We start from the raw sequence: 25,321 nt of genomic DNA, 5'->3' as shown, positions 1-25,321 counted from the left end.
TTATTTGCACACGCCGACTAACTGACCATACAAGGATGTCGAGGAGGCTGTCACATGCCCCTAGCCGATGACGCCGTGGAGGCGCGCGCCCAGGGCTGGCGCACCCTCGCGGCGCTGCACGCGAAAATCGAGGACAAGCTGGAGAAATCACTCCAGAAGGAGCACTCGCTCAGTGTGAGCGAATACACAGTGCTGGACGTGCTGGCCCGCCAGGACGGCTGGCACATGCGGATGCAGCAGCTCGCCAGGGCCGTCGTGCTCAGCCAGAGCGCCACGACCAGGCTGGTGACGCGCCTGGAGAACCGCGGCCTGCTCAAGCGCTACCTGTGCGAGGACGACAGGCGCGGGATCTACTCGGAGGTCACACAGGCCGGGTTCGAGCTGCTGGAGCGGGCCCGTCCCACGCACGACGGCGTACTGAAGGAAGTGCTCGACGAGGCGGCGGAGCTGCCCGAGCTGGCCCCGCTGGTGGCGGTGGTCCGGGCCTGAGCGGCCCCTGAGCGGCCCGGCCGCCGCTCACGGCTTGACGTTGCTCTGGATCTCGCCGACCGGCACGTCCCGGCTGGCTCCGACCTGTACGGGCGCGAACTGGAACGGCACCACGTTGTCGGCCACCTGGACCGGCCAGACGGTGGTGACGGTCAGCGTGTACCTCTCGCGCGGCTGGTCGATCGCCGAGCGCAGGTAGCGCACGCCGCAGGTGAACTGGGCACCCTTCGCGTACGGCTTCCCGGACGGCCCGCAGCCCTCCTCGTGCACCTCGGCCCGGTCCTTGGACGTGCCCGGGTCGATCTTGATGTCCTGCAGCGTCGCCACCAGGGTCACGCTCATGACGCCGGGGATCGACGCCGTGACCGTGCGGCGCGGCTGACCGACGTTCTCCAGCCAGACGTAGGTCGGGAGGTTGACGAAGCTCTTGGCGTCGGGGTTCAGCTTGACCGTCGGCTCCGGGACGGTCAGCGCGGCCCTGGCGATCTGCGCCAGCTGCTCGATCGTGATCCCGGACGGCGGCGTGGTGTTCGGGGGCATGAAGATGAACTGTTCGAGGCCGCCCCAGCAGGCTGCGCCGTTCGGATCGGCCTTGTTGTACGCGGGCACCCACCACCGGCCCGGCTTGCCGAGCTTGTCCTTGAACTGCTGGACGAAGGCCCGGAAGCTGTCCTCGTCGATGGCCGCCCGCCTGGCCGGGCCCGCGCCTTCGGTGTGCAGCCGGAACATCTCCTCGGCGTCCAGGCTGGGCTCGTACCAGCAGGGACGCGGGATGCGGTAGCCGTCGCCCGAACCGCCCTTGCCGTCACCGGTGATCTTGATGGTGCTGGCCTCCAGGCTCAGGGTCGTCGTCCGCCCGCGCTGATTGCCCTTGACGTCCACATCGCCGGGTCCCGGGGTCGGACCGAGCGTCAGCGGCACCGCGAGCAGTACCGCGAGCAAAGGTTTCATCGCGTGCATCTTTCTGTGGAGGTGATGTAGGACCTGATGCGCCACACCCCGTCGTCACCGCGATGGGCGACCACGCTCTGGCCGTAGGGGGTGCGCAGCCAATCGGGTTGGGGCGCGACGGCCTTCCCGGTGCGGGAGGAGATCATCCGTACGCCCGACTCGTCCACGCACGCGTTGATCTGAGCGCCTTTGCCCATGCGGGCGCTGACCCGCAGGTTGTAGAGCCGGCCCGTCCCGCGCATCGACTGCTCCTCGTCGATGAACTCGTTCACCCACTCCGTCGCCTGCTCCTCCGCCTGGATCTCGAGATTGCGCCGGTAGCCGCGGGTCCCTTCGACGACGGCCTGACGAGTGCCCACGTACTGGTCGACGATGACCTTCAGCAGCGGGTCGGGGTCGGCCGGCCACTCCACCCGCACGCGCAGGCCGTCGCCGATGGCGATGCTCTGGGGGCCGGCGGGCAGCGTCTCCTCCGGCTGCGCGGCCTTACCGGAGGGTTTCGCCGGGGTGGGCTCCGCCACGGGCGTGTACGGGCGCTCGGCCTGCCCGCAGCCCACCAGGACGATCATCAGCAGCACCATGACTCGTCTCATGCCGACGACTCCCTCACCACATGGATGCGCCACGTGGGCAGCAGTTCCTCGATCAGTGCCTCGGTCTCCGGGGCCATCCCGCCGCCGTACGGGTGCGAGGCCGCCCTGCGGGTCAGCCCCTCGACGACGGCGCGCAGCCGTACGGTGTCCTCGGTGGCGTGCGTGGCCCGCAGCAGGTCGCGCCAGAGGCCCTCGTCGTCCACCGCCAGCAGCAGGGCCGCGCGTACGGCGGCCACCGCGGCGTCCGGCTGCCCGTGCGCGAGCCGCAGCTCGCAGAGCTGATGCGCCGCGTCGGCCACCTCGGCGGCCACGTCGTACTCCAGGTCCTCGGCCGCCAGCCAGGCGTACCTGCCCGGCTGGCGGCCGCTCAGCAGCGGGCCTCTGACCAGGCCGAGCGCCTTCTCCAGCAGGACGGCCCGGGCCGTGGGGTCGCCGTGCGAGCGGCGTACGAGCTCGCGGAACAGCGCCCAGTCCGTACGCACCTCGGGCCCCAGGCTGATCCGGCCGGCCTCGTCGGTGTGCAGGTGCTCCCGCCCGAGCCATTCGGCGACCCTGGCGATCGTGGCGTCCCTGACCATGTCCTGCACGCCGCGCGGCCAGAGCACCCCGCCCAGCACCGAGGGATGCACGCCGCCGGGATGCGTGGCCAGGTAGACCAGCAGCTCCGCGGCCAGCGCCAGCCGGCCCTCCTCCAGGGGCCGCAGGCCGATGACCTCGATGGGGCCGAGCATCCTGATCTCGACGGCGGGCGGGTGCAGCCCCGCCAGCGGCTCGGCCTCGGAGACGGCCTCGCCGTCGACCTGGGAGGCCGTGCGGAACAGGTCGATCAATGCCTGGTAGTGGCGGCGGGGCAGGAGCTGGGCCTGCACGTCGAAGCCCAGCTCGGCCATCCTGGCCCGGCCGTCGTCACCGATCTCCAGCGTCCAGGTGGCGTGCGGGACCTCGCCCGCCAGCACGTAACCGGCGGTGTCCCGGCGGGCCAGCAGCGCCAGGCGCCGGGCCTCCTCGTGCGTGGGCGCGACCGCGGACAGCAGGTAGTGGGCGTCGCGCGGGCTGCCGGTGATGCGCCCGGTCAGCACCTCCCTGCGCGGCGCGGCGATCGCCTCCAGCTCGGGCAGCACCTCGGCCAGGCCGCCCACGGCCCTGATGCGGTCGGGCGCGATAGCGGTCAGCTCCTCGCCGAAGCCGACGAGCGTGATGCGCATGCGGTCGGACCAGCGGTTGGTGGCCAGCTCGACGGCGAGGGCGGCCAGCGCGGCCGTGGTCTGCGGGCCGCGCACGTTGATCAGGCCCTGCGCGGCTTCCAGGTCGATGAGCACGCGTCCGCTGGCGTCCGTGCCGATGGAGACCAGCCCGGGGTACGGCGCCCCGCCCGCCTGCTCCTCCAGCAGGCGGCCTTCGTGCGCGGGCAGCCGCCACACCTGGCCGCCGTCCTGGGCCATCCACGGCGCGGGCGCGTCCCCGTCCGGCGGGTGGATCCACAGGTCGAGCGTGCGGGCCGACAGGTGCGCCCCGTACACGGTGGGCGGCGTGCGGTTCTGGGCGGCCAGCTCGGCGCCGAGCAGCCGCAGGCCGATGTCGAGGATGCGGGCGCCCGGCGCGTCGCCGCCCAGCCTCAGCGCGACCTCGGCCTGGGCGGCGTCGTCGCGCGGGCGGGCGATCCGGCGGCCGAACACCCTGCGCCAGAGCTGCTCGCGGCGCCGCCTGGCCAGCACGACCAGCAGGCCCGCGGCGGCCAGCGAGGCCGTGGCGAGATAGTCGGTCAGGTCGGTCGTCTGGCTCTGCCGGATGGTGGCCTGCGGCCGGTCGGGCTGCTGCTGCTGTTGATCCGGCTGGCGGTGCTTGGCCTCGACCTTCTTCTCGGCCTGGCCGGTCTTCGAGTCGGCGTGCCGGTCCGCGTGCTGACCCACCGACGCCCTGCCGGGGTGCTCGCGCAGGGTCTGCTCGCGGGGCTGGTCGACGGGGACGACGTGGGCGTGCCTGGCGTCGTCCGGCATGTCGAGCACCCAGCCGGGCCTGATCAGGTCGGCCATGCGCAGGCGGGAGCCGTCCGGCTGCTCCTTCGCCTGATTAAGCCGGTAAATTTCGGGATATCGGCGGCCGTCGCCGAGGCACTTCTCGGCGATCTCCCACAGGCTCTCGTGGTGCCGGCCGTGCGGCGGCTGCACCACGTACACCTTCTTGGTCTTGTGCGTGTCGAGGGTCGTCTTCTCGACGATCGGCGCGGAGTACGCGACCGCCGTCACGGGCGTGGCGGCCGGCGTGGGCGCCAGCTTGGCCAGCGGCACGACCATCGCACCCGCCGTGAACAGCAGCAGCACCGCGCCGACGAGCTTGTTGGCCAGCGCCTGCGTGCCTCCGGAGAGCGGCACGCGGGCCGGCATGCCGACCCTGCGCACGCCCGCGTACACCTCGACCAGCACGCACACGAACAGCTGGAACCAGGCCAGCCACACCAGCAGCACCAGCACGGCCACGACGGTGCTCGGGCCGACGCGGCTGGTGAGCAGGTCGAGGTCGAGCAGCTCGGGCGCGATCGGCGGCCCCACGAACGTGAGCAGCGCGTACGGCACCCCGCCCACGAGCGCGACCAGCACGATCAGCGATCCGATGCCGGCGAGCACATCTCCGGCGCTGCGCCTGGCCTTGACGCGCACGGGCGTGTGACGTCCGTGTGGGCGCGCGGGCTCTCGCGTCGGCATCGTCTCTCCCTTCCGCCGTCCAGGGTCGTGCTCGTACGCTCACCGATCCATCGACCGGTGAGTTTCGGTCTATCTCGCTTCGGGCGCGGCGACGGCCCGGCCGGTCATCTCGGTGCCGGGAAAGCCGATCGCGCTCAGGAAGAACGCCTTCCAGGACACCGACACGGTGACCGTCACCTGTGCCTGCCCCTGGCCGACGGTGCACTCGCCGCGGGTCACACCCTCGCCGCCCTGCGCGGCGACGATCTCGTCGGCCCTGGCGCACACCTGGTCCTCGCCGAGCAGCCGGGTCTGGCCGGTGGAGCGCAGATGGTCGACGTCGATCTCGTCGGCGCCGGCCCGCGCGGCCTGCTCGGCCACGTCGGCCGCGCGCAGCCGGGCGTTGATCGCCGCGCCGCCGTCCACGAGGAGCCCGGCCAGCAGGAACACGACGACGGAGAACAGCACGGTGAACACCGACATCGACCCCCGCTCCCTCATTCGACCCTCCTGAACTGCTCGATCGGCACCACCGCCGTGCCGGTCATCCGCTTGACGCCGCCGAACCCCAGGAATCCGAGGTCCAGCTCGCAGCTCACCTCGGCCTGGACCTGGCCGCCCTGCTCCCAAGCGGAGCCGTCCAGCGACACGGACGGTGACCCGCAGGGCCCGGTCAGCGTGCTGTCGGCGATGGCCTTGGCCGCGGCCTCGGCGTCGTCGAGCGTGCGCTGCACCGACGCGGCCCGGGCCGCGTCCCTGGCCGCCCCGTTGACCCGCCCCTGCGACTCCACCAGCACCCCCGCTCCCGCCAGGAACATGAGGAACAGCAGGAAGAGCGGGGCCAGCATCACCGTCTCCACGGCCATGGAGCCGCGCTCCGCCCGCCTCACGAGCAGTCCCCGCCGCCGTTGTCCGGGCGGAAGCACTCGACCGGCCCGCCCGCGGTGGCGGTGATCGTGAACGTCAGCTCGGGCAGCAGCGGGATGACCTGTACGGCGCTGCCGGTCACGGTGACGAAGCGCTCGTCCGGTTCCTTCTCGGACGTCGTGGCCTTGGCGCTCTGGAGCAGCTTCGGGCCGACGGCCTGGATGATGTCGGTGGCCTTGGCGGTGGCCTGGCCCGGCCAGTCACCGGAGTCGAACGGCGCCGCCCTGGCCACGCGCGCGCCCTCCTGGGCGGCGGCCTCCGCGACCTGGCGGGCGTGGAACCAGAGCGCCACCTGCACGATGAGCAGCGCGACCGCCAGGATGATCGGCATGAGGATGGCCAGCTCGATCACCGTCGCGCCCCGCTCGCCCCTCCTACGGATTACCACCGGTGTCACCGCCACCGCCGAAGGTGCCTTGGAGATCGTTCTGCCTTCCTTCGACCAGCGACTTGATCAAGGTGGCCAACCCGAGCGCGACACCGGCGATGATGGCGGTGATGATCACCCACTCGACGGCGGAGGCCCCGCGGGTGGGGGCGGTGCGGGCGCGCTGGATGCGGACACCCAGGTACGCGGTGAGGTAAACGATCCAGGGATGGTTCATCAGGACCCCAACATCTTCATAGCGGCGGGAAAACTGAGAAAGATCACGAAACCGGCGCAGAGCAGCAGCTGGGCCACGAGCATCGACTGCGACCGCTCGCCGGCCCTGCCCTCGATCTCCGCCAGCTCGCGGCGGCGCAGCGTCGCGGCCCTCGCCGTCAGCGACGCGCGTACTTTGGCGCCGTCGTCGGCCACCAGGCCGAGCGCGGCGGACAGGTCGCGCAGCTCGTCGATGTTGATCTCCTCGCCGAGCTGGCCGAGCGCCTGCCATGGGGTGATGCCGACGATCCTGGCGCCGCTGAGCGCGTCGCGGATGCGGCCCATCGCCCAGTTGGGCTGCTCGCCGCTGACCGAGACGGCCATCATGAGGGCCTCGGGGACGCCGCGGCCGCCGGCCAGGTTCATGGAGACGAGGTCGAGGAACGCGCCGACCACATGGCGGAAGTCACGCCGCCTGGCCGCCGCGTCCTTGCGTATCTGGAGGTCGGGCAGGAAGAAGAACAGCAGAGCGACGAGCACGGCGGCCCAGAACGGGATGGCGAGCGAGGTGCCCCACTCCATGAGCACCAGCCAGCCGAGCAGCAGCGGGAAGGCCAGCAGGCCGCTGGCCGCCAGGAGCACCTTGCCGGCCAGGAACGCCTCGAACGAGCGGCCGAGCAGCGCCAGGTCCGCCTTGATCGACCTGACCTCCCAGCCGCGGGCCGCGTACAGGCGGGCCAGGCGGGCGCCCAGGCCGCGGCGGAACGCGCTGACCTCCTCCTCGGGCAGCAGGAGCTGGATGCTCGGAGCTCCCGCGTCCTCGCGCACGGCGTCGAGCGCGAGCAGCCGCGCCACCAGCCCCGGGCGGGCCGGGAAGAGCGCCCGCAGCAGCACGAACAGGCCGAGCCCTAATACGGCTCCGCCCAGCGCGCCCTCAACCATCGCCGCCGCCTCCTCCCATGAGCAGCCGGGTCGGCTTGTCGAACCTGGCCAGCCGCCTCATCCAGGCGAACCCCGCTCCGAACAGCCCCGCGACCACCACGAGCACGGCCTGGCCCAGCAGACCCTCGTACTCGGCCACGTAGGAGGGGTTGAACAGGATGAGGAGCCCGGCGAAGACGAGCGCGGTGATCACCACGATCTGGACGCTGCGCCTGGTCGAGCGGCGTTCGGCCTCGACCCGGCGGCGCATGTCGAGCTCCTCGCGGGCCGAGACGGCCAGCGCGCCCAGCACGTCGCGCAGGCCGGGGCCGCGCAGCCGGGAGTTGAGGATGAGCGCGGCCACCACGAGGTCGGCCGACGGGTCGTCGAGCTCGTCGGCGAACAGCGCCAGCGCCTCCGGCAGCGCCATCCTCGTGTGCAGCCGGTCGATCATGGCGCGCAGGTGTGGCCTGAGCATGGGCGCGGCGGCCCTGATGGACGACGGGATGGCCTGTTCGAGCCCGGCTGCCCCGGCGATCGTGTCACGCAGGGACTCGGTCCAGGCGGCGAGCCCTTCGAGCCGGCGCATGGCGGCGCGCTCCTCGGCGGCCCCGCCCGACAGGCCGCGCCAGGCGAACACGAGCAGCACCGTGCCCACCGCCATGACCGGCCAGCCGGTGATGATCAGGACGAGCCCGGCCGCGACCGCGGCTATCGCGGTGCGGGTGGTCAGCATCTTGAGCAGGTGGCGCTTGGGCTGGGGCGGGCGGGGGCGCATGCCGTACAGGGAGATGAAGAACAGGAACAGGCCGCCGCCTATGATCGCTCCGGTCAGCAGCGCGAACGGGTCGAAGATCACCTCGTCACCACCCTCCCGGCAGGTAGCCGTGGGCGGCGAGCTCGTCCAGGCAGGAGACCGGCGCGTGCGGGACGGCGGTGCCGTCGGGGCCCGGCACGAACACCTCGCTCGACAGGACGCGGCCGTCGCAGCCGTTGACCTCGCGGATGCTGGAGACGTAGCGGCGCAGGGTGCCGCCGACGTGGTAGTCGTTGCGCTTCGTGATGAAGACGACGAAGTCGATGGCGCCCGCGATGAGCATGTGGGTCGCGTCGATGGGCAGGCGCTCGCTGGCCTGCAGGGCGTAGGTGGAGATGCGGTTGAAGACCTCCATGCTGGAGTTGGCGTGGATGGTCGACAGGGAGCCGTCGTTGCCCTGGGTCATCGCGTTGAGCATGGTGACGATCTCGTCGCCGAGGACCTCGCCGACGATGACGCGGCTGGGGTTCATGCGGAGGGAGCGTCTGACCAGCTCGGCCATGGAGATCTCGCCCTGGCCCTCGGAGTTGGGCAGGCGCTGCTCGAAGGCGACGACGTTGGGGTGGAGCTCGGGGAACTGGTCGAGGCCCAGCTCCAGGGCTCGTTCGACGGTGATGAGGCGCTCGGTGGGCTGGATCTCGTTGGCCAGGGCCCGCAGCAGGGTGGTCTTGCCGGCGTTGGTGGATCCGGCGATCATGATGTTCTTGCGGGCGGCGACGGCGGCCGTCAAGAACCTCGATATGTCCCGACTTATCGTGCCGTTGCCTGCCAAGTCGGACAGGAAGACCTTGCCGAGGCGGGCACGACGGATCGAGACCGCCGGCCTGACGGTGACGTCCATGACGGCGCTCAGCCTGGAGCCGTCGGGGAGGCGCAGGTCGAGCTGCGGGTTGGCGGTGTCGAAGGGCCTGCTCGACAGGCCCGAGTACGCCGCCAGGATCTGGATGAGCTCGATCAGCTCGTCGTCGGACTCGGCGACCGGGTCGTGCATGAGCTCCTGGCCGTCGGCGTAGCTGACGAACACCCTGTCGCAGCCGTTGATGTCGATGTTCTCGACCTGGGGGTCGTCGAGCAGCGGCTGCAGCCTGCCCACGCCGAACAGCGCGGCGTGGATGCCGGCCGCGAGCGCCTCTTCCTCCTCGACCGTGGGGGGCGTGCGGCCGAGGCCGATCTCGTTGCGGGCGTGCTCCTCCAGGACCTGGGAGATCAGCGCCCGGGCGAACTGGCGCTCGTCCTCCCCCGTCATCGGGGGCAGGCCGTTGGCCTGGTCGAGCCGGCGCTGGTGGGCCAGGCGGTCGCCGACCTCCTGGCGGAAGCGCTTGACCAGCGAGTGATCGATCATCGGTGGCTCACCAGCCTTCCCGCCAGGTCTCTCGCGGTGCGGATGAGCAGGGACCGGTCGAGCCGTCCGCCCCACTGGCCGCGCAGCAGCTCGGCGCCCTTGGGGTCGTGCGCGAGGCCGTACACGTACTGGACGGCCGGGCCGACGATCCTGCGTACGTCGTCGATGGAGGCGCGGTAGTTACGCGGGTCGGCGATCACGGCGACGCCGTGCGCCTTGGTGATCTGGAGGCGTTCGCGCAGGTGGGCGACGTGGTCGAGGGTGGCCCTGGTGAGCAGCACGACCTGCTCGGCCTCGGCGAGCAGGTCGCCGAGCTGCGCGTGCGCGCCGAGGCGGCCGCAGTCGGCGATCACGTCGGCGTTCGGGATGCTGGCGAGCGCCCTGCCCAATGGGCCCCACAGCCAGGTGAGCCCGGCGGCCTGCTCGCCGTGCGTGAGCCCGACCAGCACGTCGAGACCGCCGACGATCTTCTGCGTGTGCTGGTGGATCTGGGCGGGCTCGAGCCCGCGCCGCGCCGTGGCGCCGAGGGTGAGCAGGCCCTTGCCGGGGTTCAGGACGCCGCCGTCGGCGGCCGGGAGCCGGTAGGCGAGGTCACCGCCCGCCGGGTCGCATTCGGCCAGCAGCACGGGGCGCGGCCACACCGCCGCCAGGGCGGTCGCCGCAGTCGTCACACCCGGCGCGCCCTTGTCGGCGGCCAGTACGATCAGCGCCACGTCAGCGTGCCCCCGGTAGCTCGGCCACCGCGATCTCGCCGCTGGAGGCGAACGCCACAATTTCCGGCGACGCTGATGAATCCACTATTACCGTGATCTGGCCGGAATTCGCCGTCCTCGACTTGTCGCCCACCGAGAACACGAGAGCGCTTTCCGCCAGCACCCGCGTTTGCCCCTGGGCCGAACGGCTGGGCACATATATCACCTGGACCCGGTCACCCGCTTCCACTCCGGCGGGCATTTGCCCTGGCTTGAGGGCCAATCCGACGGTCGCCTTTCCCGGGCCCAGCTCGCTGCTCTGCTTGACTCCCATCCGGCTCGTGAACAGCGTGCCGGGCAGGACCGTGACGGTCGCGAAGCTGTTTTCCACCTTGCCCCGCTCCGACCAGCTCACGTAGTCGATGCCGCTGTCGGCCGCGATCTGGACCTCTTCCAGCATCTGCTCGGTGAACTTCTGGCCCGCGCCGACCTGCTGCGTCACCCGGATCGCGGAGACGCGGTCGCCGCTGCGCAGCACGAGCAGGGTCGTGGCCAGCGCGCCGCCCAGGATCAGCAGAACGGCAAGGGCGGCGAGGGCCGGCTTGCGTTCGCGAGGGGGCACGGGGAGCTTGCGCGAGGCCGGGCCGGACAACCCCGCCGCCGCGTTGACGGCAGGCTTTTCACTGGTCCTCATGGGTGGGGGGCTCCCAATTGAATCGTGGAATTGCCGCCATTATGTGGGGCGGGGAGGGGGCGCGGGGGCGGAATGCGAGGACCCATGCTTGTTTCGCAGGTGACGGGACGCCAATGCCGAATAATCGATGCCGATTCTTTCTACCGAGTTGACGAACAACCATTTCTCCGGCTAGCCACCACCCCAATAACACCCACCACACCATTCACTCCCATTACCCCCACCCACCCCAAGCCCCTATTCCACCCGGCCCGACGACACCAATCGCCCAACCACGCCCACGGCTGGACGCAACGCCCCGCGACCTAACCAAACGGACACCAATCCCATACACCGCGCCCCCGACACCCACCGCCCCGACCAAGCCACCCACCCCCGCCAAAGAGCGGAGACCGGTTATCCACAGCCATCGGGAGCCCCAACACGAGCTCATCCCCAGCACCAGCCGGCCATGCCATTGCCGTCAACCAACCCGCCTACCCTCGCTTCGGGCGCTACCTTTGGGCGCCCGAGGTCCGAGCGAGGAGACGGCATCATGCGGATCATGCTCACCGTGCTCGGCGGGCAGGGCGACCGTGACGTCGTGATCGACGGCGACGACGGCGCCACAGTGGCGAGGGTGAGCGAGGCGCTCAACGATCACGGGCCGCTGGCGAAGGTCGTCCGCCTGCCCAAAGCACGAGCCCCCTACGGAATGTCGACCCCCGAGGACACCGGCGCCCACGTGCCACACCCCCGCCGGCCGGAGCGCACCGCGACACAGGCGGTCACGGCGCAGCCGAGCGCCGCAGGAGCGGGAGCGGCGCCGGCCCTGTGGCGTGACGGCCGCCCGCTCGATCCCCGCGCCCGGGCCGCCGCCGTGCTGCGCGACGGCGACAAGATCACGCTGGACCCCGCGCTCGCCCGCGAAACCCTCATCGAGGAGCCGGGCGGGGTGGCCGAGGTGCGCGTGGTGGGCGGCCCGGCGGCCGGCGCCGTACATCGGCTGGGCCTGGGCGTGCACGTCATCGGCTCCGACCCGATGTGCGCCATGACCACCGCCGACCCCGTCCTCGCCCCGGAGGCGGTGACCGTACGCGTGACGCCGGACGCGATCACCATCGAGCGCGCCGGGCGGCCGCCCGGCGAGGCGCCCAGGCTGAAGCTCAAGGGCCGGTGGGCCGAGGAGGTCGCCGAGCTCACGGCCCGGGTCGCGGAGCGGGAGGCGGCCGAGCTGGCCGCCGACTACGGCGAGGTGCCCGAGCTCGACGGCCGTCCGCTCACGGAGCGGACCGAATGGCCCGACCAGGCCGTGCTCACGTGTGGTTCGTCGGTGTTCGTGCTGACGTCGATCGAGCCCAAAGACGCGCATCTGGCGCCCAGGAGCGAGGGCGGCGTGTCCTACAACCGCCCGCCCAGGCTCCGGCGCTCCGAGCCCGAGCGCAAGTTCGTCAAACCCAAGGAGCCCTCCAGGAACGAAGGCCTGCGCCTCCAGCTGCTCGCCGCCCTCCTGCCCGCCGTGCTCGGCGTGACGCTCGCGTTCGCCCTGAAGCAGCCGTACTACCTGCTCGTCGCCCTCATGACCCCGGTCATCATGATCGGCCAGTGGTGGAGCGACCGCCGCCATGGCAAGAAACAGCACAAAAAGGCGCTCAAGGAGTACAACGAGCAGCTCCAGGCGTACGACGAGGCCGTCGAGCGGGCGAGGGTGGCGGACGAGGCCGCCCGCAGGTCGGACGCGCCCGACCCGGCGCAGGTGCTGCTCACCGCCACGGGGCCGCGCAGGCGGCTGTGGGAGCGCCGGATCCACGACGCCGACTCGCTCAGGCTCAGGGTCGGGCTCGCCGACCTGCCCGCCAACCTGGAGCTGTCGGAGGAGCAGGGCGGGCCCATCGATCCGCCGATGTGCCACTCCGTTCCGGTGGCGCTGCCCATGCGCAGGCTGGGCGTGGCGGGCGTCACGGGCCCGCGCGCCGCGGCGACCAGCCTCGCGAGCTGGCTGATCGCCCAGGCCGCGACCCTGCACAGCCCCCGTGACCTGGCCATCGTGATCGTGTCCGCGCACGCCGACGGCGAACACCGCTGGGGCTGGATGCGCTGGCTCCCGCACTGCACGCCGCGCGCGGGCGAGGAGTGCGTGGCGCTGATCGGCACCGACCCCGAGTCGGCCGCCCGCCGCGTCTCCGAGCTCGCCGCCCTCATCGACGAACGCCAGAACACCGCGATCCCCGAGCTGGGCAAGATCCCCACCGGCTGGGACGACCTCGGGGGCCCGGAGAAGCCCACCTTCTCCTCGTACGACGTGCGCCCGTACGACGTCCTGGTGATCCTCGACGGCGCCCAGGTGCTGCGCGGCCTGCCCAACATGCCGCAGGTGCTGCGCCAGGGCCCGCGTTCAGGCGTGTTCACGCTCGCCATCGACGACGACCAGCGACTGCTGCCCGAGGAGTGCCAGACCGTGGCCGCGTGCGGCACGGACGGTCTCGTACGCCTGCGCGGCGGCGGCCTCGACGTCATCGGCCCGATCCTGGGCGACCTCGTCTCCCCCACCTGGTCCGACCGGCTGGCCAGGGCCCTGTCCCCCATCCGCGACGTGAGCAGGGACGACCCGTCGGGCAACCTCCCCGGCGCCGTCCGCCTGCTCGACCTGATGAGCATGCCCAGCCCGTCCGGACAGGAGCTGGCCGGGCGATGGCGGGCCCAGGGCTCCACGAGCGCGCTGATCGGCATCGGCCCCGAGGGCCCGTTCTCGGTCGACCTCAGGCTCGACGGCCCCCACGGCCTGATCGCCGGCACCACGGGCGCGGGCAAGTCGGAGCTGCTGCAGACGCTGATCTGCTCGCTGGCGGTGGCCAACCGGCCTGACCAGCTCACGTTCGTGCTGATCGACTACAAGGGCGGCGCCGCCTTCAAGGAGTGTGTACGCCTGCCGCACACGGTCGGCATGGTCAGCGACCTCGACGGCCACCTGACCCAGCGGGCCCTCGACTCGCTGGCGGCCGAGATCCGCCGCAGAGAGCGCCTGCTGGCGGCTGCCGGGGCCAAGGACATCGAGGACTACACGGGCACGGGCATGCCGCGCCTGGTGTTGATCATCGACGAGTTCGCCGCCCTGGTGGCCGAGCTGCCCGACTTCGTCACGGGCCTGGTCGACATCGCCCGCCGTGGGCGCTCGCTGGGCATCCACCTCATCCTGGCCACGCAGCGCCCCGCGGGCGTGGTCACGGCCGACATCCAGGCGAACACGTCGTTGCGCATCGCCCTGCGCGTGACCGAGCCCGCGGAGTCCTCCGACGTCATCGACCTCCCGGACGCCGCCCACATCTCCAAGTCGACGCCCGGCCGTTGCTACGTCCGTTCCGGCGTGGGGGCCGCGACCGCCGTACAGACGGCCAGGGTAGGAGGCCGCAGCCCCGCGCCAGGTTCGACGGGCCCGCTCGCCGGGCCGGGCGCCGCCATCAGGGTGCTCGACGTGAGCTGGCGCTCGCTGGGCAAACCTCTGCCGCCCCCTCCGGAGCCGGAGGAGGACTCGACGGTCACCGACCTGACCCTGGTCGCCGACGCCCTGATCGAGGCCACCCACCTGACCGCGGTCCCCGTCCAGCCCAGTCCCTGGCTCGATCCCCTCCCCACTCACTTCGTCCTGGATCTCCCGGCCCTCACCACGCCACCCTCGGCGACCGCGCCCACCGTATCCTCACCTTCCAACGCCGGCTCCCCCGCACCACAGACGGCGCCTCCCAACCCGACAAAGGGCGCTTCCAGGCACGTTCCAGGGATCGCCGCCCATGACCACGTCCAGGTCTCCGTGAAGGGCTCGGCCCAACCTTCCCTCGGCCTCCCCGGACACCCACCCATAGGTCGCCCCACGCCCCTTCACCCAGCGGGCCCAGGCCATCTCCATCCATCGACCCCCCGCCCCTCCGGAGGCGCTCTACCGGCCGCGGCGCAACCTGACCACTTCCCCTCCCGCCCGGAGCCCCACGGCGCGGGATCCCCGTCGGGTGCGTTCGTCGAGGTCCCACCGCTGCCTTACGGCCTGACCGACCGTCCGTGGGCGCAGGACCGAAGCCCTCTCGCGCTGGACCTGGCCCACGGAGGCCACCTGCTCATCGCGGGGGCCGCCCGCTCCGGCAGATCGACGGCGCTACGCACGATCGCGGGCTCCATCGCGGCCCACTCCTCCCCGGAAGACGTCCATGTCCACGCGGTCGACTGCGGCTCCGGGGCGCTCCTGCCCCTGGTCACAATGCCCCACTGCGGCGCCGTCGTGACCCGCGACCAGATCGACCGGGTCGAACGCCTGCTCACCCGCCTGCGTGCCGAGGTCGGCCGCCGCCAGCAGCTCCTGGCCGAGGCCGGGCACGCCTCTCTGGCCGAATACCGCCAAGCCGGCCACCGCCTGCCCTGGCTGGTGTTCATGCTCGATCGCTGGGAGGGCTTCGTCGCCGCCTTCGAGAGCTACGACTACGGCCGCCTGATCGAGTCGCTGCTCCAGCTCATGCGCGAAGGCCCGGCGGTCGGGTTCAGGGCCGTGGTCACCAGCGACCGGTCGGGCCTGCTCGGCCAGGTCTCGACGGTCTTCGACGACCGGCTGCTCCTGCGCCTCTCGGACTCCTCCGACTACGGCCTGGCGGGCTTCCCCCTCAAGGGCCTGCCCTCGTCGATGCCGCCTGGCCGCGCGCTCTCGATGGGCGAGCACGGCATCGTGGAGCACCACATCGCGCTGCTCTCCTCCGACCCGTCGGGCCCGGCCCAGGTCGCCGCGTTCCAATGCCTGGCCCGCACGTCGACGGTGGATTCGGCGAGCCCTCGACGGAGTCCCGGTCCCGCTCACGGGCGGTCCGCCGGTAGCGGGCAGGGCGGCTGGCAGTGGGACGGCGAGCCCCCGTTGCGGGTGGACGCCCTCCCCATGCGCGTCACGGCATCCCAAGCACTCGCCCTGGACGCCACGTTCACGCCCCCGTCCCCGCTGTGGGCACTGATCGGTGCCGGCGGCGACGCCTTGGCGCCGCTCGGGCTCGACCTGCTGGCCCACGGGCCCGGCGCCGTGATCGCCGGTCCGTCCCGCTCCGGCCGTTCGTCCATCCTGCTGACCGCCGCCCATTCACTCATCGCCCAGGGCACGCCTGTCATCGCCGTCGCTCCCAGACGCAGCCCGTTAAGGGAGCTGAACGGCGCACTGGCCGTGCTGGACGGCAACGCCGCCAACCTGACGGAGCTGGTCGCGGAGCTGCAGCAGTACGTGGTGCTGGTGGACGACGCCGAGTTGATCAACGCGGACGGTCCGTTGGGGATGGCGCTGGAGGAGGTGCACCGGTCGGGCCGGGACGGCGATCACGGGTTGCTGATCGCCGGCACGACCGGAGATCTGGCCGTCGCCTATCGCGGGTTCGTCGCCGAGACGCGCAAGGCCCGCACCGGGGTGCTGCTGGCCGTCCAGAGCCAGGCCGACGGCGACATCTTCTCGATCCGCCTACCCCGCGGAACGGTCGGCGGCCCCCCTGGCCGAGGCTTCCTGGTGAGAACGGGCAACATCACCCCCATCCAAGCGGCACTCCCCGACGACGCCTGACGTACGAAGCCGAATAGCCAGCCCTACCACCCTCGGGACCACCAGCTACGAGACCGACCCCCGCGCCCGGCGGGACCTGCCCGTCACAGACATCCGCCCCGGAAGCATCCAGTCGTAGTGCCCGGCGTGATGGTGGTGCTCCGTGAGAGGGCTCCTTGCGATGTTGGGGGTGCGCCCGGTTCCTCAGCAGAACGGCGCTGCGGGGGTACCCAGACCCTCGCCAGGTGGGGCCGTGGGTTGTGTAAGGGCGGGTGTTAGGGCTCGTCGGCGCGTGCGGTTGCGCGGGCCGTGGAGGATGCGCCAGGGCTCGTCGACGTGGAGGGCTGTGTCGGGCGTGGGGGTCAGGGCTCGTCGGCGGGGAGGGTGAAGAAGCGGACGTAGACGGGGCGGGCATCCGGAGGGGCGTCCTCCGGCCGGTGGCTGTACTTGAGGAGCAGCGCGATGTACGCGTTGTAGAACTCGTTCAGTTCCTCCTTCGTCATGCGGGCCAGGCCCCTTGAGCCCCTTGCCCAGTCGGGGTCGGCGCGGTAGGCGGCCGGGAAGCGTTCCATGAGGGCGCGGTCCTCCTCGAACCCGACCCTCAGGAACTCGCCCAGGACCGCGCGGTCCTCCGGGGCCAGTTGGTCGGGGTTGGGAAAGCGCATGTCCCTGGGGATCTCGGCGCGGCGCCACCAGCGTTCGCGGCCGGACGAGCGTTCGGGGATCTCCTCGATGAAGCCGTACTTCTCCAGCTGGCGCAGGTGGTAGCTCGTGGTGCCGGTCTTGGCGCCGAGCAGCTCACCCAACGTGGTGGAGGTGGCGGGGCCGTGGATGTTGAGGTGGGTCAGCATGCGGCGGCGCATGGGATGGGCCAGGGCCTTGAGCTTGTCCGGGTCGTCGAGGATGAACGGCTCGTGGTCGTTCTTCGTCTCGTCCTCCTTCATGAGGAGGAGGGTAGTCCTCCCGAACGATATCTGCAGACTTCTCTTTGCCGAGACTTCTCTGCAGAGTAGGTTCGGCGATATGCAAAAGATTCTTGCGGTCGTCGCCGCCGCGCTTCTGGCGGCCGGACCCTCTGGTGGTTCTTCACTGCTCGGCACTTCCGTGGGACCCGCTGCGTCCAGCACTCCTTCGGAACACTTAGCGGTCGGACTCTCGGCCGAACACGTCGCCGGAAAAGCCGTCCGGGAGCGAGGACTCGGGGCCGGGCAGCTCGGAGGTGGAGTCGGGGCACGCTCCGGTGCTGCGCCTGATGGAGGGCTGGACGTGCCCGACGACCTGACGGCCGCCGAGGTGAGCTTCCGAGGGAGTGGTGGGCTGGTGCTGCACGGCAGCGTGATCAGTCCGGTGCGGGCACAGAGCGGGCGGGCCGGGGTTGTGCTGGTGCACGGGGCGGGGACCGGGACGAAACGGAACAAGCTGCTGGGCGAGGCCGTGGCGTTCGCCCGCCAAGGGCTGTCGGTGCTGATCTACGACAAGCGTTCCGAGGGGTATTCGCTGTTCGAGAGGTCGTACTCGCAACTGGCCGACGACGCCCTGGGGGCCGTACAGACGCTGCGGCGGCAACCGGGGGTCGATCCGGCGAAGGTCGGGATCTGGGGCCTCAGCGAGGGTGGATGGGTGGCGCCGCTGGCGGCGTCGCGGTCCAAGGACATCTCGTTCGTGATCGTAGTGGGCGCCAACGCGCTGCAACCGCTACGGCAGCAGGCCTGGGCAGTGGCGGCAGGGTTGCGGAAGGCGGGGGTGCACGGGTCGTTCGTCGATCGGGCCGAGCCCACGATGTACCGGGTGATCACGGACGCCGGGATGTTTCCCGAGCCCTACTACGATCCGGAACCGGTCATCGCGAGCCTGCGGCAGCCCGTGCTCGGGATCTGGGGCGTACACGACCTGCTGACGCCACCCCAGGAGACGCCGCCCATCTTCGCCAAGGCTTTGGAGAAGGGAGGAAACCGGCAGTACACGTTCCGGTTCTTCGCGGATGCCGATCATGCCGCTCATCGGACGCCTGACGGTGGGGTCACACGGCTGCCCGAGCTCGCTCCTGGCTATCCGGAGCTGGTCGGCAGTTGGGTGGGAGAGGCGACCTCGGGGCGGGCACCCGTGGCGCAGGTGACGGGGCCCGCGCCGGTCCAGGCGGACGACACTGTGGCGGTGCCGCCTGCCGAGTGGTGGGAGTCGGCGGGCGTTCAGGGCGCGGCGCTGGTGTTGTTCCTGGTCGCGTTCGGGGGGTATCCGGTGGTGGCCCTGGTACGCCGGGTCCGGCGGCGCGGCGGGGGGTCGTCTGTCGACAGGGCGGGGCAGGGTGAGGCGGTGCCAGTCAAGGGGGCGTGGCTGGTGAGTGCCGGTGGGCTCGCGGTGGTCGTGGGCGCGTTCCTCTACCTGTTCTACTCGATCATGACTGGCGGGAAGCTGGCCTCGCCGGGGCCTCTGGTGGCGGAGCGGCCTCTCATCTGGCTCGCGCTCCAGGCTCTCGCGATCGCGACCGTCGTGGGCACCGTCCTGACCTTCGTACGGTGGCCGCGGTCCGCTCCGGTCGGCGAGAGGGTGCGGGTCGGGCTGCTGATGGCGGGCGGCGTCGTGTTCGTTCCGTGGGCGCTGTACTGGGGGTTGCTCCTCCCTTGAAGTGTTCTCCTCCGTGACGGAGGAGATTCCCTCCTACCTTGCGGTGGCGGGCTTGACGCGGCGAGCGCTCCTGACGACTGCCCTCCCGGCAGCCGGGACGAGCGCAAGGCCCATCCGATACAGATGCAAGGTGTTGCGGGCGGCGTTGTGGTCGGCATTGCCGGACCAGCCGCAGCCTGGGTTCTTGCACACGAACACGGCCTGGCTCTCCCGGCTGCCCGGGGTGGTGAACCCGCAGGCCGAGCAGCGCAGAGAGGTGCCCGGAGCGGGAACCTTGTGCAGCGCGCCGCCATAGCGTGCGGCCTTGTACGTCAGCATCGTCACAGTGCGGCCCCAGGCCTCCTGGCTGATGGAGCGGTTCAGGCCGGTCTTTTGCGCGACGTTCGTCCCCGGGTTCTCGACGGTGCCCTTGGCGCTCTTGGTCATGTTCGTGATGGGCAGGTCTTCCACCACGATGACGCCGTAGGTGCGGGCGATCTCGGTGGTGGTCTGGTGCTGCCAGTCGATCGCCCGGCGCTTGGCTCTTGCACGTAGGCTTGCGATCTGGTCATAGGTGACCCGCAGCCGGCGCGAGGTACGCTCGCCCGGCTTGCGGAAGCTCTTGCGGTGGGCCGCCCGCCGCTCCAGAGCGAGCAGCGTGGCCTGTTCGTCGTCGGTCAGCCAGGCGTTCGGCTTGTCCTTGGTGGCCTTCCATTTCTCGTGGGTGTGATGGTTGCCATCCGACAGGGCCAGCGGCACTGCCACACCGGCGTCGATGCCGACGTCCGGCCCCTGGTGGGGCTCGGGCTTGGGGGCGATGGTCTGGATGCGGAAGGCGATGTGCCAGCCGAGCGCGTCCTTGACCAGCCGGGCACCGGTGATCCGGTTGCCGGCATCGGCCTTCTTGCCGACGGGCAGGTCCTTGGTCCAGCGGAACCGGACCCGGCCGACCTTGGGAATATTGACCATGCCCCAGCGCCGGTGCGCCCGCGCGACCTGCAGGTCCCGGCCCTGCGGGATGTCCACTGCCATCACCGATCGGAAGCGGGCCTTGAAGGTCGGCGCCGCGGCCCGGCCCTGCCAGCAGTTCTTCCACGCCTGGAAGTACGTCTTGAGGACGGCCTGCGCGGCCTGGGCGGGCAGCACGGCGAGCCAATCGATGTCCTGGCGGGCCTGCCGGATCGCAGCGTCTGCCGCGCCCAGCGTGCGCTGGTGTCTGGCCAGCATCGTCCACCAGTCGTGCAGCAGGTTCCACAATGCACGGGCCGCGTGCGCCTGGTCGTCGATGAGGCGGGCCTGGGCGGGTGTCAGCGCCAGCCGGGCGCGGTGCCCGAACCGCCGCTTGTCCGGGCCAGGCTCCTGGGCCGGGGCGGCGGCGAGCTGCGGTTGCACCACCGGCGGCAGGTCCTGCTTGTTGGTGGTGGAGCGGCGGATCGCCATTACGCACCTCCTGTCACATGGTCATCACCCATCGAAAATATTACCCATCGTCGCCGAAGCTTTCCATAGCGTGTTCTAAAGTAGGTCCGCTTTGCCCGTCCCAAACGACCGGTTCTCCACGCCGCGCTTCAAATGAAGTCCTTAACCTTCCGGTTCGTACGTCGCCGGGAGTTGCGGCGGGACACCGCTGACCGTCATCGCCAGTCCATCGAGCAGCAGGACCTGCCGGTCTGAGCCGCGTGGACGCCGTTTCGCCTCAGGGGCGTATCGGCTGTTCTTGCCCCTGCGCGGGATGGTCCGCCTCGCCCCCGGCCTGAAGGCCGGAGCACTGCGGACAAATCCGGTAGAAGCCCGACCGGGCGGTGGTCGAGGGCGCTGGAGCGGATTGGAGGGCCGGAAGCTGGGCGGCGGGGGTGGGCGAAGGTATGAGAGGGGGTGGGAATTGGGGGGATTGGGGCGGGTGGGGTTTGAGGCGTTTATGCTGATGCGCGGATTCTGACGCGGGGAGGCGCTGTGCAGACCAAGAAGGACCTCTATCAGGCACACCGCTTGATGCAGCAGAGGCTTGGCATGGCGCTCCTGCAGGCCGAGCCCGACGTCCCCGAGTCCCCCATGCGCCGGCAGAACGTCGCCACGTTCGGCGGGATCCTGATCGGGGTCCTGGTGATGGCGGTGTTCGGGATCTGGGGGCTGGTGCGGCCCGGGAACGCGACCAAGCTGACCGACCCGGGGCAGTTGCTGGTCGAGGAGGAGAGCGGGGCGAAGTTCATCTACAGCCAGCAGCAGCGGCGGCTGCTGCCGGTGGCGAACTACGTGTCGGCCAGGCTCGTGCTGGACGCCGGGCAGATCACGACCCGGAGCGTGAGCGCCGCCTCGCTGGCCGGGTACGCCCGGGGGCCGCTCATCGGGATCTCCGGGGCTCCCGACTCGCTGCCCGATCGGAAGAAGCTGGTCAAGGCGCCGTGGTCGGTGTGCGTGGTGGAGGGGCCCGACAGCACGGGCGGGCGCAAGCCGTACACGACCCTTGTCGGGGGGACCGACCTCGGCGGGAGGCCCGTGGGCGGGGACGCGATGGTGGTCTCCGACGGGCAGCAGAACTGGGTGATCTGGGGCAATCGCCGCATGCGCGTCAACGAGCACGGTGTACGGGCGCTCAACGCGCAGCCCAGGAAGGTGCCGGCGGCATGGCTGAACGCGCTGCCCGTCGGCCACGACTTCAGGGGCCCGAACGTGGCGAACCTCGGCAGGAAGGTACGGGCCAACGGGAAGGTCACGGCGGCGGTGGGGCAGGTGTTCGTGGTCCCGGCCATGCCGGGTACGGCCGCGCGGTGGTACGTGCTGCTCAACGACGGCCTGGCGCCCATCTCCCCCGTCCAGGCCAGGCTGCTGCTGGAGGACCCGAACATCAAGAAGGCGTACGGCAACCGGGTGGCGCGGGAGATCCAGATCGACGCGGCCTCGGCCAACGCCTCGCCCTCGCGCCAGAACGTCATGGACCCCACCCTGCCGACGACCATGCCCAAGGCGATCAACGTGTCCGGGACGACGCCGCTCTGCTCGGTTTATCCGAACACGGCTGCCGGCTCGGTCGTGACCAAGGTGACGGTCGGCAGCAGGGTCACGATTCCGACGCCGTCGAGCTCAGGCGTACAGGACCGCTTCGACCAGGTGCTGCTTCCGCCGGGCAGCGCCGTGGTGGCCGGTGTGCTGCCCGGCGAGGGCCAGCTCGGCGCGGTGGCGGGCACGCTGGCGCTGATCAGTGACCAGGGGGTGCGCTATCCGGTCCCGTCGGCTGACGTGCTGGCGAAGCTCGGGTACGACGCCGCGGACATCGCGCCCGTGCCGACGAACATCATGCACGCGATTCCGCAGGGGCCTGCGCTGGATCCCGCCGCGGCCATGGTGCCCCTGACCGTCGGCAGCCGGTAGGCCCATCGCGGGTGGGTTCGGTCCCCGGGGTGGGTTTGGTCCCGGGGATGGTCGGTCCCGGGGATGGGCTCGGATCCGGGTTCAGGAGTGTTCGGGTCCGGTTCGGGAGCGAGTTCGAGTCTGCGTCTGGGCTCGCGTGCGTGCGCCTCTCCGAGGAGCGGGCCGGGCCGGCACGGTGGGCGTAGCCGGTTTCCCGGCGGCACGGTGATGCGCAGCCGGGCTCCCGGCGTCCCGGCAGGGGCGGGGCCGGGTTAGAAGCCGAACTCCGGAATCATCGAGTCGTCCACGTTGGGCATCTGCGGTGTCGGGTTCTTGACGATGTCCGCCTTGCTGGGGTCCCAGATGGCGCTGGCGTTCACCAGGTTAGGCGCGCCGGTGGACGGCATGGCCTTCAGGAACGGAAGGTCCTTGGTGAACTGGTTGAACGCCGTCCCCGCGAGTCCCAGGTAGAGGGTGACCTTCATGACGAGCTTCCAGTGGTTCTTGAAGACCGTCTGCAGGCACTTGTAGATGCTCATCACCCCGCGGATGATCGCCGCCTCCCACGCCTGCCCCCCTGGGATGAAACGTACGGCGAGCACGATCCCCGCCATCACCGTCAGGATGCCGGCGATGACGTCGCACAGCACCGCCACGACATGGAACGCGGTGGCCGAGCACTTGAGCGTCTCCCCGCAGGCGACGCGGTTGTTGTCGAGCTTGTCCAGCTGCGTGTCGAGCTCGTTGACCTTCTGCACGAACGACGCGTAACCCCGGCCGGCCCAGTCGCTGTTGTCGCCGATCTCCTTGGCCATCCGCTTCAGCTCGCCGCGCAGGTAGGCGAGGTCGCTGGCGCCCCCCGAGTTCCCGGCCGGGGCCAGGAGCGGGGTCTGCTGCGCGGGCTTCGCACCCGCCGCCATCGGCGGGTGCCAGTCCTTGTTGTCGGCCTGCCCGATGTTGACCGGCGTCTTGTCGTTCCACTGGTCCGCCGCCCGGCTCTGCTCGGCCGGGTCCGCGATCACCAGGCTCATGAGCCCGAGGATGGGCGCCGCGTACGGCATGACGATCGTCGCCGCCGCAGTGGCCGCCCAGGCACTGCGGAACATCCAGACATCCGCTTCGTAAGCCACCTGCTCGCCTATTCCTCCCTGCCGAGCACCGCCGGCGTGATGTCCTCGTCCGTCTCCCAGACCGACTCGTCCTCGCCGAGGTGGGGACCGCGCTCGCGGTCCTTCTCCTCCTGGCCGGCTCCGCCGCCCATCCCGGGCGTCATGGGGTAGAGCGGCGTCCCGCTGTTCAGTGCGCGGGCGATGCTCCCCGGCGCGCCCGCGTTCGTACCTGGCGTGCCGCCGCCGGCGGTGTATCCCACCCCGCTGTCCGGCACGCCGACCGACGTGCGCGGCACGGAGGCGCGCGGGTCGTAGCCGGGGGTGCTGGGGACCTGCGGCGTGGTCGAGGTCGGCACGCTGGGGTTGAGACCTTCCAGGTTGGTCTTGGGCGTCTGGTTGAGGGCGCTCAGGTCGGGCTGCTTGACGTCCGGCTGCTTGATGTCGGGCTGGTCAATGTTCGGCTGGTCGATCTTGGGCTGATCGATCTTCGGCTGGTCGATGTTGGACCCCGGGATGTCCGGCTTGTTGATGTCGGACCCGGGGATGTCCGGCTTCGGGATGTCAGACCCAGGGATGTCCGGCTTCGGGATGTCGGACCCGGGGATGTCCGGCTTCGGGATGTCCGTCGAGGGCTTGTCGATCTTCAGGTCGTCGGGGTTGACGCCCTTGGGCAGGCCGCCCATCCCGGTCTTGGGCAGGCCACCGCTGCCCGGCCCGCCGGGGCCTCCGGGGCCTTTGCCGGCCTTGCTGGCCTCCTCGGCGTCCTTGCCGTTGGCGGCCGCGTCGGCGATCGCCTGCTTCCACGAGTCCAGCACTTCCTTGGCCTGTTTCAGCGCCTCGACGGCGTTGTCGCGGACCGAACGATGCGCCACGTTGAGCCCGCCGCCGATCACGCCGAAGGTGAACTGGTGCATGTCGATGGCGCCGGTCTTCTGACTCATGGAGGTCAGGTCGTCGCCGTAGCTGCCCACGTTCTTCCCCAGCGTATTGACGCTGGAGTACTTCATCGAGAAGTCGGGATCCTTGGTACGCGGGTCGACGGCGCCGCCGCCGAGCCCGCCGAGCCCGCTCAGGGCGCTCGAGTAGGGATTGCTGTCCTCGGCCACGTGCCCCCCTTGTCACGAACGGCCCATACGTTACGCCAGCCCCACATGTGCCGTACAGACAGATACGGCCTGTTACCACTCACCAGGAGCAAGGCCCCAAATGCCTACATTCTGTCAATACACCCACCATCCGCCTCGAAGATATGGAAAATTAACGTGATCACATGCGACGCTAGTGATGGATGTTCACTAATGTGACCAAACGGGCCGACTCCAGTAGTCGGCTGGGAGTCAGCCGACCAGCAAGGGAGGGACTGTGGGGGCACAACCGCAGGCTCAAGTAAGTGAATCCGATCTCATCGCCGCTGTCACCCGCATCGAGGACGCCGCCGAGCGCCTGCGCGGCATCCAGCTGCAGCTCGACCAGGCCGGCGTCAGCCTCAAGACGCACTGGCTGGGCCAGTCGGAGGCCGCGTTCGACGCCGTCCACAAGAAGTGGCACGAGCGGATGGACGTCATCCTGGGCAGCCTGCGCCGCCTGGCGGAGAACATCGGCACGAGCAACAAGAACTACCAGGCGTTCAACCAGGAGCGGACCGAGGCGATGAACCAGATCGCCAACCTGATCAACAACCAGTTCGACTCGCGTCTCAGCTAGCAGCAAGGGGAGGCCGCAATGCCCGCGGAAGACATCTTCGACGTTACAAAGGTCAACTACTCCGGCCTCAGCCAGGGTGAGACCGACTTCGCCAAGGCGTTCAACGACATGGTCACCGAGCTGGACAACCTGGAGCGGGACCTGCTGGCCAAGAGCGCGATCTGGCAGGGCGAGGCCAAGACCGTCTTCGACGAGGTCAGGCAGCTCTGGGAGCGCGAGGCCAACGACATGTCGCAGTTCATCGACCTGATGAAGAAGAACATCAACGTCACGAACATGAACATGCAGCAGGTCGACAGGATCAACTCCCAGATCTTCGACGGCAAGTAAGGC

At 70.6% G+C, this 25,321-nt stretch carries 22 protein-coding genes; 6 read left to right on the top strand and 16 right to left on the bottom strand.

Annotated features, from left to right (window positions below):
* Positions 1–54: 54 nt before the first annotated feature.
* Complete coding sequence (locus ACIHFD_RS38745; protein WP_397371213.1) at positions 55–489, top strand: MarR family winged helix-turn-helix transcriptional regulator; 435 nt, start codon at positions 55–57, stop codon at positions 487–489.
* A gap of 27 nt (positions 490–516) precedes the next feature.
* On the opposite strand, the gene ACIHFD_RS38740 is transcribed toward ACIHFD_RS38745, so the two are convergent.
* From ACIHFD_RS38740 to ACIHFD_RS38685, 12 genes are all read right to left on the bottom strand, one after another.
* Positions 517–1,440: a hypothetical protein gene (locus tag ACIHFD_RS38740; RefSeq protein ID WP_397371212.1), complete on the bottom strand. Its 924-nt coding sequence runs from the start codon at positions 1,438–1,440 to the stop codon at positions 517–519.
* Positions 1,437–2,033 carry a hypothetical protein gene (locus ACIHFD_RS38735; protein ID WP_397371211.1) on the bottom strand — a complete coding sequence of 199 codons (597 nt, stop codon included), beginning with the start codon at positions 2,031–2,033 and terminating at the stop codon, positions 1,437–1,439. The genes ACIHFD_RS38740 and ACIHFD_RS38735 overlap by 4 nt, the downstream gene beginning before the upstream one ends.
* Positions 2,030–4,735 (bottom strand): BTAD domain-containing putative transcriptional regulator, encoded by a 2,706-nt coding sequence (locus tag ACIHFD_RS38730; RefSeq protein ID WP_397371210.1) that lies wholly within the window; start codon positions 4,733–4,735, stop codon positions 2,030–2,032. Before ACIHFD_RS38730 ends, ACIHFD_RS38735 begins: the two co-directional genes overlap by 4 nt.
* 69 nt (positions 4,736–4,804) lie before the next feature.
* The gene (locus ACIHFD_RS38725) at positions 4,805–5,215 is read right to left on the bottom strand and encodes a flp pilus-assembly TadE/G-like family protein (RefSeq protein ID WP_363962408.1); all 411 of its coding nucleotides are present in this window, start codon (positions 5,213–5,215) and stop codon (positions 4,805–4,807) included.
* Positions 5,212–5,604, bottom strand: coding sequence for a TadE/TadG family type IV pilus assembly protein (locus ACIHFD_RS38720; protein ID WP_357726163.1), 393 nt, complete (start codon positions 5,602–5,604; stop codon positions 5,212–5,214). The genes ACIHFD_RS38725 and ACIHFD_RS38720 overlap by 4 nt, the downstream gene beginning before the upstream one ends.
* On the bottom strand, positions 5,601–6,029 hold the full coding sequence (locus ACIHFD_RS38715) for a TadE/TadG family type IV pilus assembly protein (protein WP_350728311.1): 429 nt from the start codon (positions 6,027–6,029) through the stop codon (positions 5,601–5,603). The genes ACIHFD_RS38720 and ACIHFD_RS38715 overlap by 4 nt, the downstream gene beginning before the upstream one ends.
* Complete coding sequence (locus ACIHFD_RS38710; RefSeq protein WP_350728310.1) at positions 6,016–6,246, bottom strand: hypothetical protein; 231 nt, start codon at positions 6,244–6,246, stop codon at positions 6,016–6,018. Before ACIHFD_RS38710 ends, ACIHFD_RS38715 begins: the two co-directional genes overlap by 14 nt.
* Positions 6,246–7,166 (bottom strand): type II secretion system protein, encoded by a 921-nt coding sequence (locus tag ACIHFD_RS38705; RefSeq protein ID WP_364243157.1) that lies wholly within the window; start codon positions 7,164–7,166, stop codon positions 6,246–6,248. The genes ACIHFD_RS38710 and ACIHFD_RS38705 overlap by 1 nt, the downstream gene beginning before the upstream one ends.
* Positions 7,159–8,004 carry a type II secretion system F family protein gene (locus tag ACIHFD_RS38700; protein ID WP_397371209.1) on the bottom strand — a complete coding sequence of 282 codons (846 nt, stop codon included), beginning with the start codon at positions 8,002–8,004 and terminating at the stop codon, positions 7,159–7,161. Before ACIHFD_RS38700 ends, ACIHFD_RS38705 begins: the two co-directional genes overlap by 8 nt.
* A gap of 4 nt (positions 8,005–8,008) precedes the next feature.
* Entirely contained in the window at positions 8,009–9,304 is a 1,296-nt protein-coding gene (locus ACIHFD_RS38695; protein ID WP_350728307.1) for an ATPase, T2SS/T4P/T4SS family, read from the bottom strand.
* The gene (locus tag ACIHFD_RS38690; RefSeq protein WP_397371208.1) at positions 9,301–10,017 is read right to left on the bottom strand and encodes a hypothetical protein; all 717 of its coding nucleotides are present in this window, start codon (positions 10,015–10,017) and stop codon (positions 9,301–9,303) included. The genes ACIHFD_RS38695 and ACIHFD_RS38690 overlap by 4 nt, the downstream gene beginning before the upstream one ends.
* Before the next feature lies 1 nt (position 10,018).
* Positions 10,019–10,690 (bottom strand): hypothetical protein, encoded by a 672-nt coding sequence (locus tag ACIHFD_RS38685; RefSeq protein ID WP_350728305.1) that lies wholly within the window; start codon positions 10,688–10,690, stop codon positions 10,019–10,021.
* A 535-nt stretch (positions 10,691–11,225) separates the two neighbouring features.
* Between ACIHFD_RS38685 and ACIHFD_RS38680 the strand changes: the two genes are divergently transcribed.
* Complete coding sequence (locus ACIHFD_RS38680) at positions 11,226–16,244, top strand: FtsK/SpoIIIE domain-containing protein (protein WP_397371207.1); 5,019 nt, start codon at positions 11,226–11,228, stop codon at positions 16,242–16,244.
* A gap of 341 nt (positions 16,245–16,585) precedes the next feature.
* Here the strand turns inward: ACIHFD_RS38680 and ACIHFD_RS38675 are convergent, their stop codons facing one another.
* Positions 16,586–17,167: a helix-turn-helix domain-containing protein gene (locus tag ACIHFD_RS38675; protein ID WP_350728303.1), complete on the bottom strand. Its 582-nt coding sequence runs from the start codon at positions 17,165–17,167 to the stop codon at positions 16,586–16,588.
* Positions 17,168–17,489: 322 nt separating this feature from the next.
* On the opposite strand from ACIHFD_RS38675, the gene ACIHFD_RS38670 reads away from it, so the two are divergent.
* Positions 17,490–18,848, top strand: a complete 1,359-nt coding sequence (locus tag ACIHFD_RS38670; RefSeq protein WP_397371206.1) for an alpha/beta hydrolase family protein — start codon at positions 17,490–17,492, stop codon at positions 18,846–18,848.
* A gap of 33 nt (positions 18,849–18,881) precedes the next feature.
* Here ACIHFD_RS38670 and ACIHFD_RS38665 read toward each other — a convergent pair whose 3' ends face one another.
* Positions 18,882–20,267, bottom strand: coding sequence for an RNA-guided endonuclease InsQ/TnpB family protein (locus tag ACIHFD_RS38665; protein WP_397371205.1), 1,386 nt, complete (start codon positions 20,265–20,267; stop codon positions 18,882–18,884).
* Positions 20,268–20,780: 513 nt separating this feature from the next.
* Here ACIHFD_RS38665 and eccB point away from each other — a divergent pair.
* The gene (gene eccB, locus ACIHFD_RS38660) at positions 20,781–22,196 is read left to right on the top strand and encodes a type VII secretion protein EccB (protein ID WP_397371204.1); all 1,416 of its coding nucleotides are present in this window, start codon (positions 20,781–20,783) and stop codon (positions 22,194–22,196) included.
* Positions 22,197–22,447: 251 nt separating this feature from the next.
* Here eccB and ACIHFD_RS38655 read toward each other — a convergent pair whose 3' ends face one another.
* Together ACIHFD_RS38655 and ACIHFD_RS38650 are read right to left on the bottom strand one after the other, a co-directional pair.
* On the bottom strand, positions 22,448–23,305 hold the full coding sequence (locus ACIHFD_RS38655; protein WP_397371203.1) for a hypothetical protein: 858 nt from the start codon (positions 23,303–23,305) through the stop codon (positions 22,448–22,450).
* Between the two features lie 8 nt (positions 23,306–23,313).
* Positions 23,314–24,390 carry a hypothetical protein gene (locus ACIHFD_RS38650; protein WP_397371202.1) on the bottom strand — a complete coding sequence of 359 codons (1,077 nt, stop codon included), beginning with the start codon at positions 24,388–24,390 and terminating at the stop codon, positions 23,314–23,316.
* Between the two features lie 256 nt (positions 24,391–24,646).
* Between ACIHFD_RS38650 and ACIHFD_RS38645 the strand changes: the two genes are divergently transcribed.
* Entirely contained in the window at positions 24,647–24,988 is a 342-nt protein-coding gene (locus tag ACIHFD_RS38645; protein ID WP_397371201.1) for a WXG100 family type VII secretion target, read from the top strand.
* Between the two features lie 18 nt (positions 24,989–25,006).
* Entirely contained in the window at positions 25,007–25,318 is a 312-nt protein-coding gene (locus ACIHFD_RS38640) for a WXG100 family type VII secretion target (RefSeq protein WP_350731440.1), read from the top strand.
* Positions 25,319–25,321 lie beyond the last annotated feature (3 nt).

This window comes from Nonomuraea sp. NPDC051941, from assembly GCF_044593615.1.
Note: the sequence above shows the minus strand (reverse complement) of the source record. Positions and strands in the feature narration are given on the sequence as shown.

Coding starts and splice junctions, on each gene's coding strand:
- ACIHFD_RS38745 (WP_397371213.1), top strand. CDS start 55: ATGCCCCTAGCCGATGACGCCGTGGAGGCGCGCGCCCAGGGCTGGCGC.
- ACIHFD_RS38740 (WP_397371212.1), bottom strand. CDS start 1,440: ATGAAACCTTTGCTCGCGGTACTGCTCGCGGTGCCGCTGACGCTCGGT.
- ACIHFD_RS38735 (WP_397371211.1), bottom strand. CDS start 2,033: ATGAGACGAGTCATGGTGCTGCTGATGATCGTCCTGGTGGGCTGCGGG.
- ACIHFD_RS38730 (WP_397371210.1), bottom strand. CDS start 4,735: ATGCCGACGCGAGAGCCCGCGCGCCCACACGGACGTCACACGCCCGTG.
- ACIHFD_RS38725 (WP_363962408.1), bottom strand. CDS start 5,215: ATGAGGGAGCGGGGGTCGATGTCGGTGTTCACCGTGCTGTTCTCCGTC.
- ACIHFD_RS38710 (WP_350728310.1), bottom strand. CDS start 6,246: ATGAACCATCCCTGGATCGTTTACCTCACCGCGTACCTGGGTGTCCGC.
- ACIHFD_RS38705 (WP_364243157.1), bottom strand. CDS start 7,166: ATGGTTGAGGGCGCGCTGGGCGGAGCCGTATTAGGGCTCGGCCTGTTC.
- ACIHFD_RS38695 (WP_350728307.1), bottom strand. CDS start 9,304: ATGATCGATCACTCGCTGGTCAAGCGCTTCCGCCAGGAGGTCGGCGAC.
- ACIHFD_RS38685 (WP_350728305.1), bottom strand. CDS start 10,690: ATGAGGACCAGTGAAAAGCCTGCCGTCAACGCGGCGGCGGGGTTGTCC.
- ACIHFD_RS38680 (WP_397371207.1), top strand. CDS start 11,226: ATGCGGATCATGCTCACCGTGCTCGGCGGGCAGGGCGACCGTGACGTC.
- ACIHFD_RS38675 (WP_350728303.1), bottom strand. CDS start 17,167: ATGAAGGAGGACGAGACGAAGAACGACCACGAGCCGTTCATCCTCGAC.
- ACIHFD_RS38665 (WP_397371205.1), bottom strand. CDS start 20,267: ATGGCGATCCGCCGCTCCACCACCAACAAGCAGGACCTGCCGCCGGTG.
- ACIHFD_RS38640 (WP_350731440.1), top strand. CDS start 25,007: ATGCCCGCGGAAGACATCTTCGACGTTACAAAGGTCAACTACTCCGGC.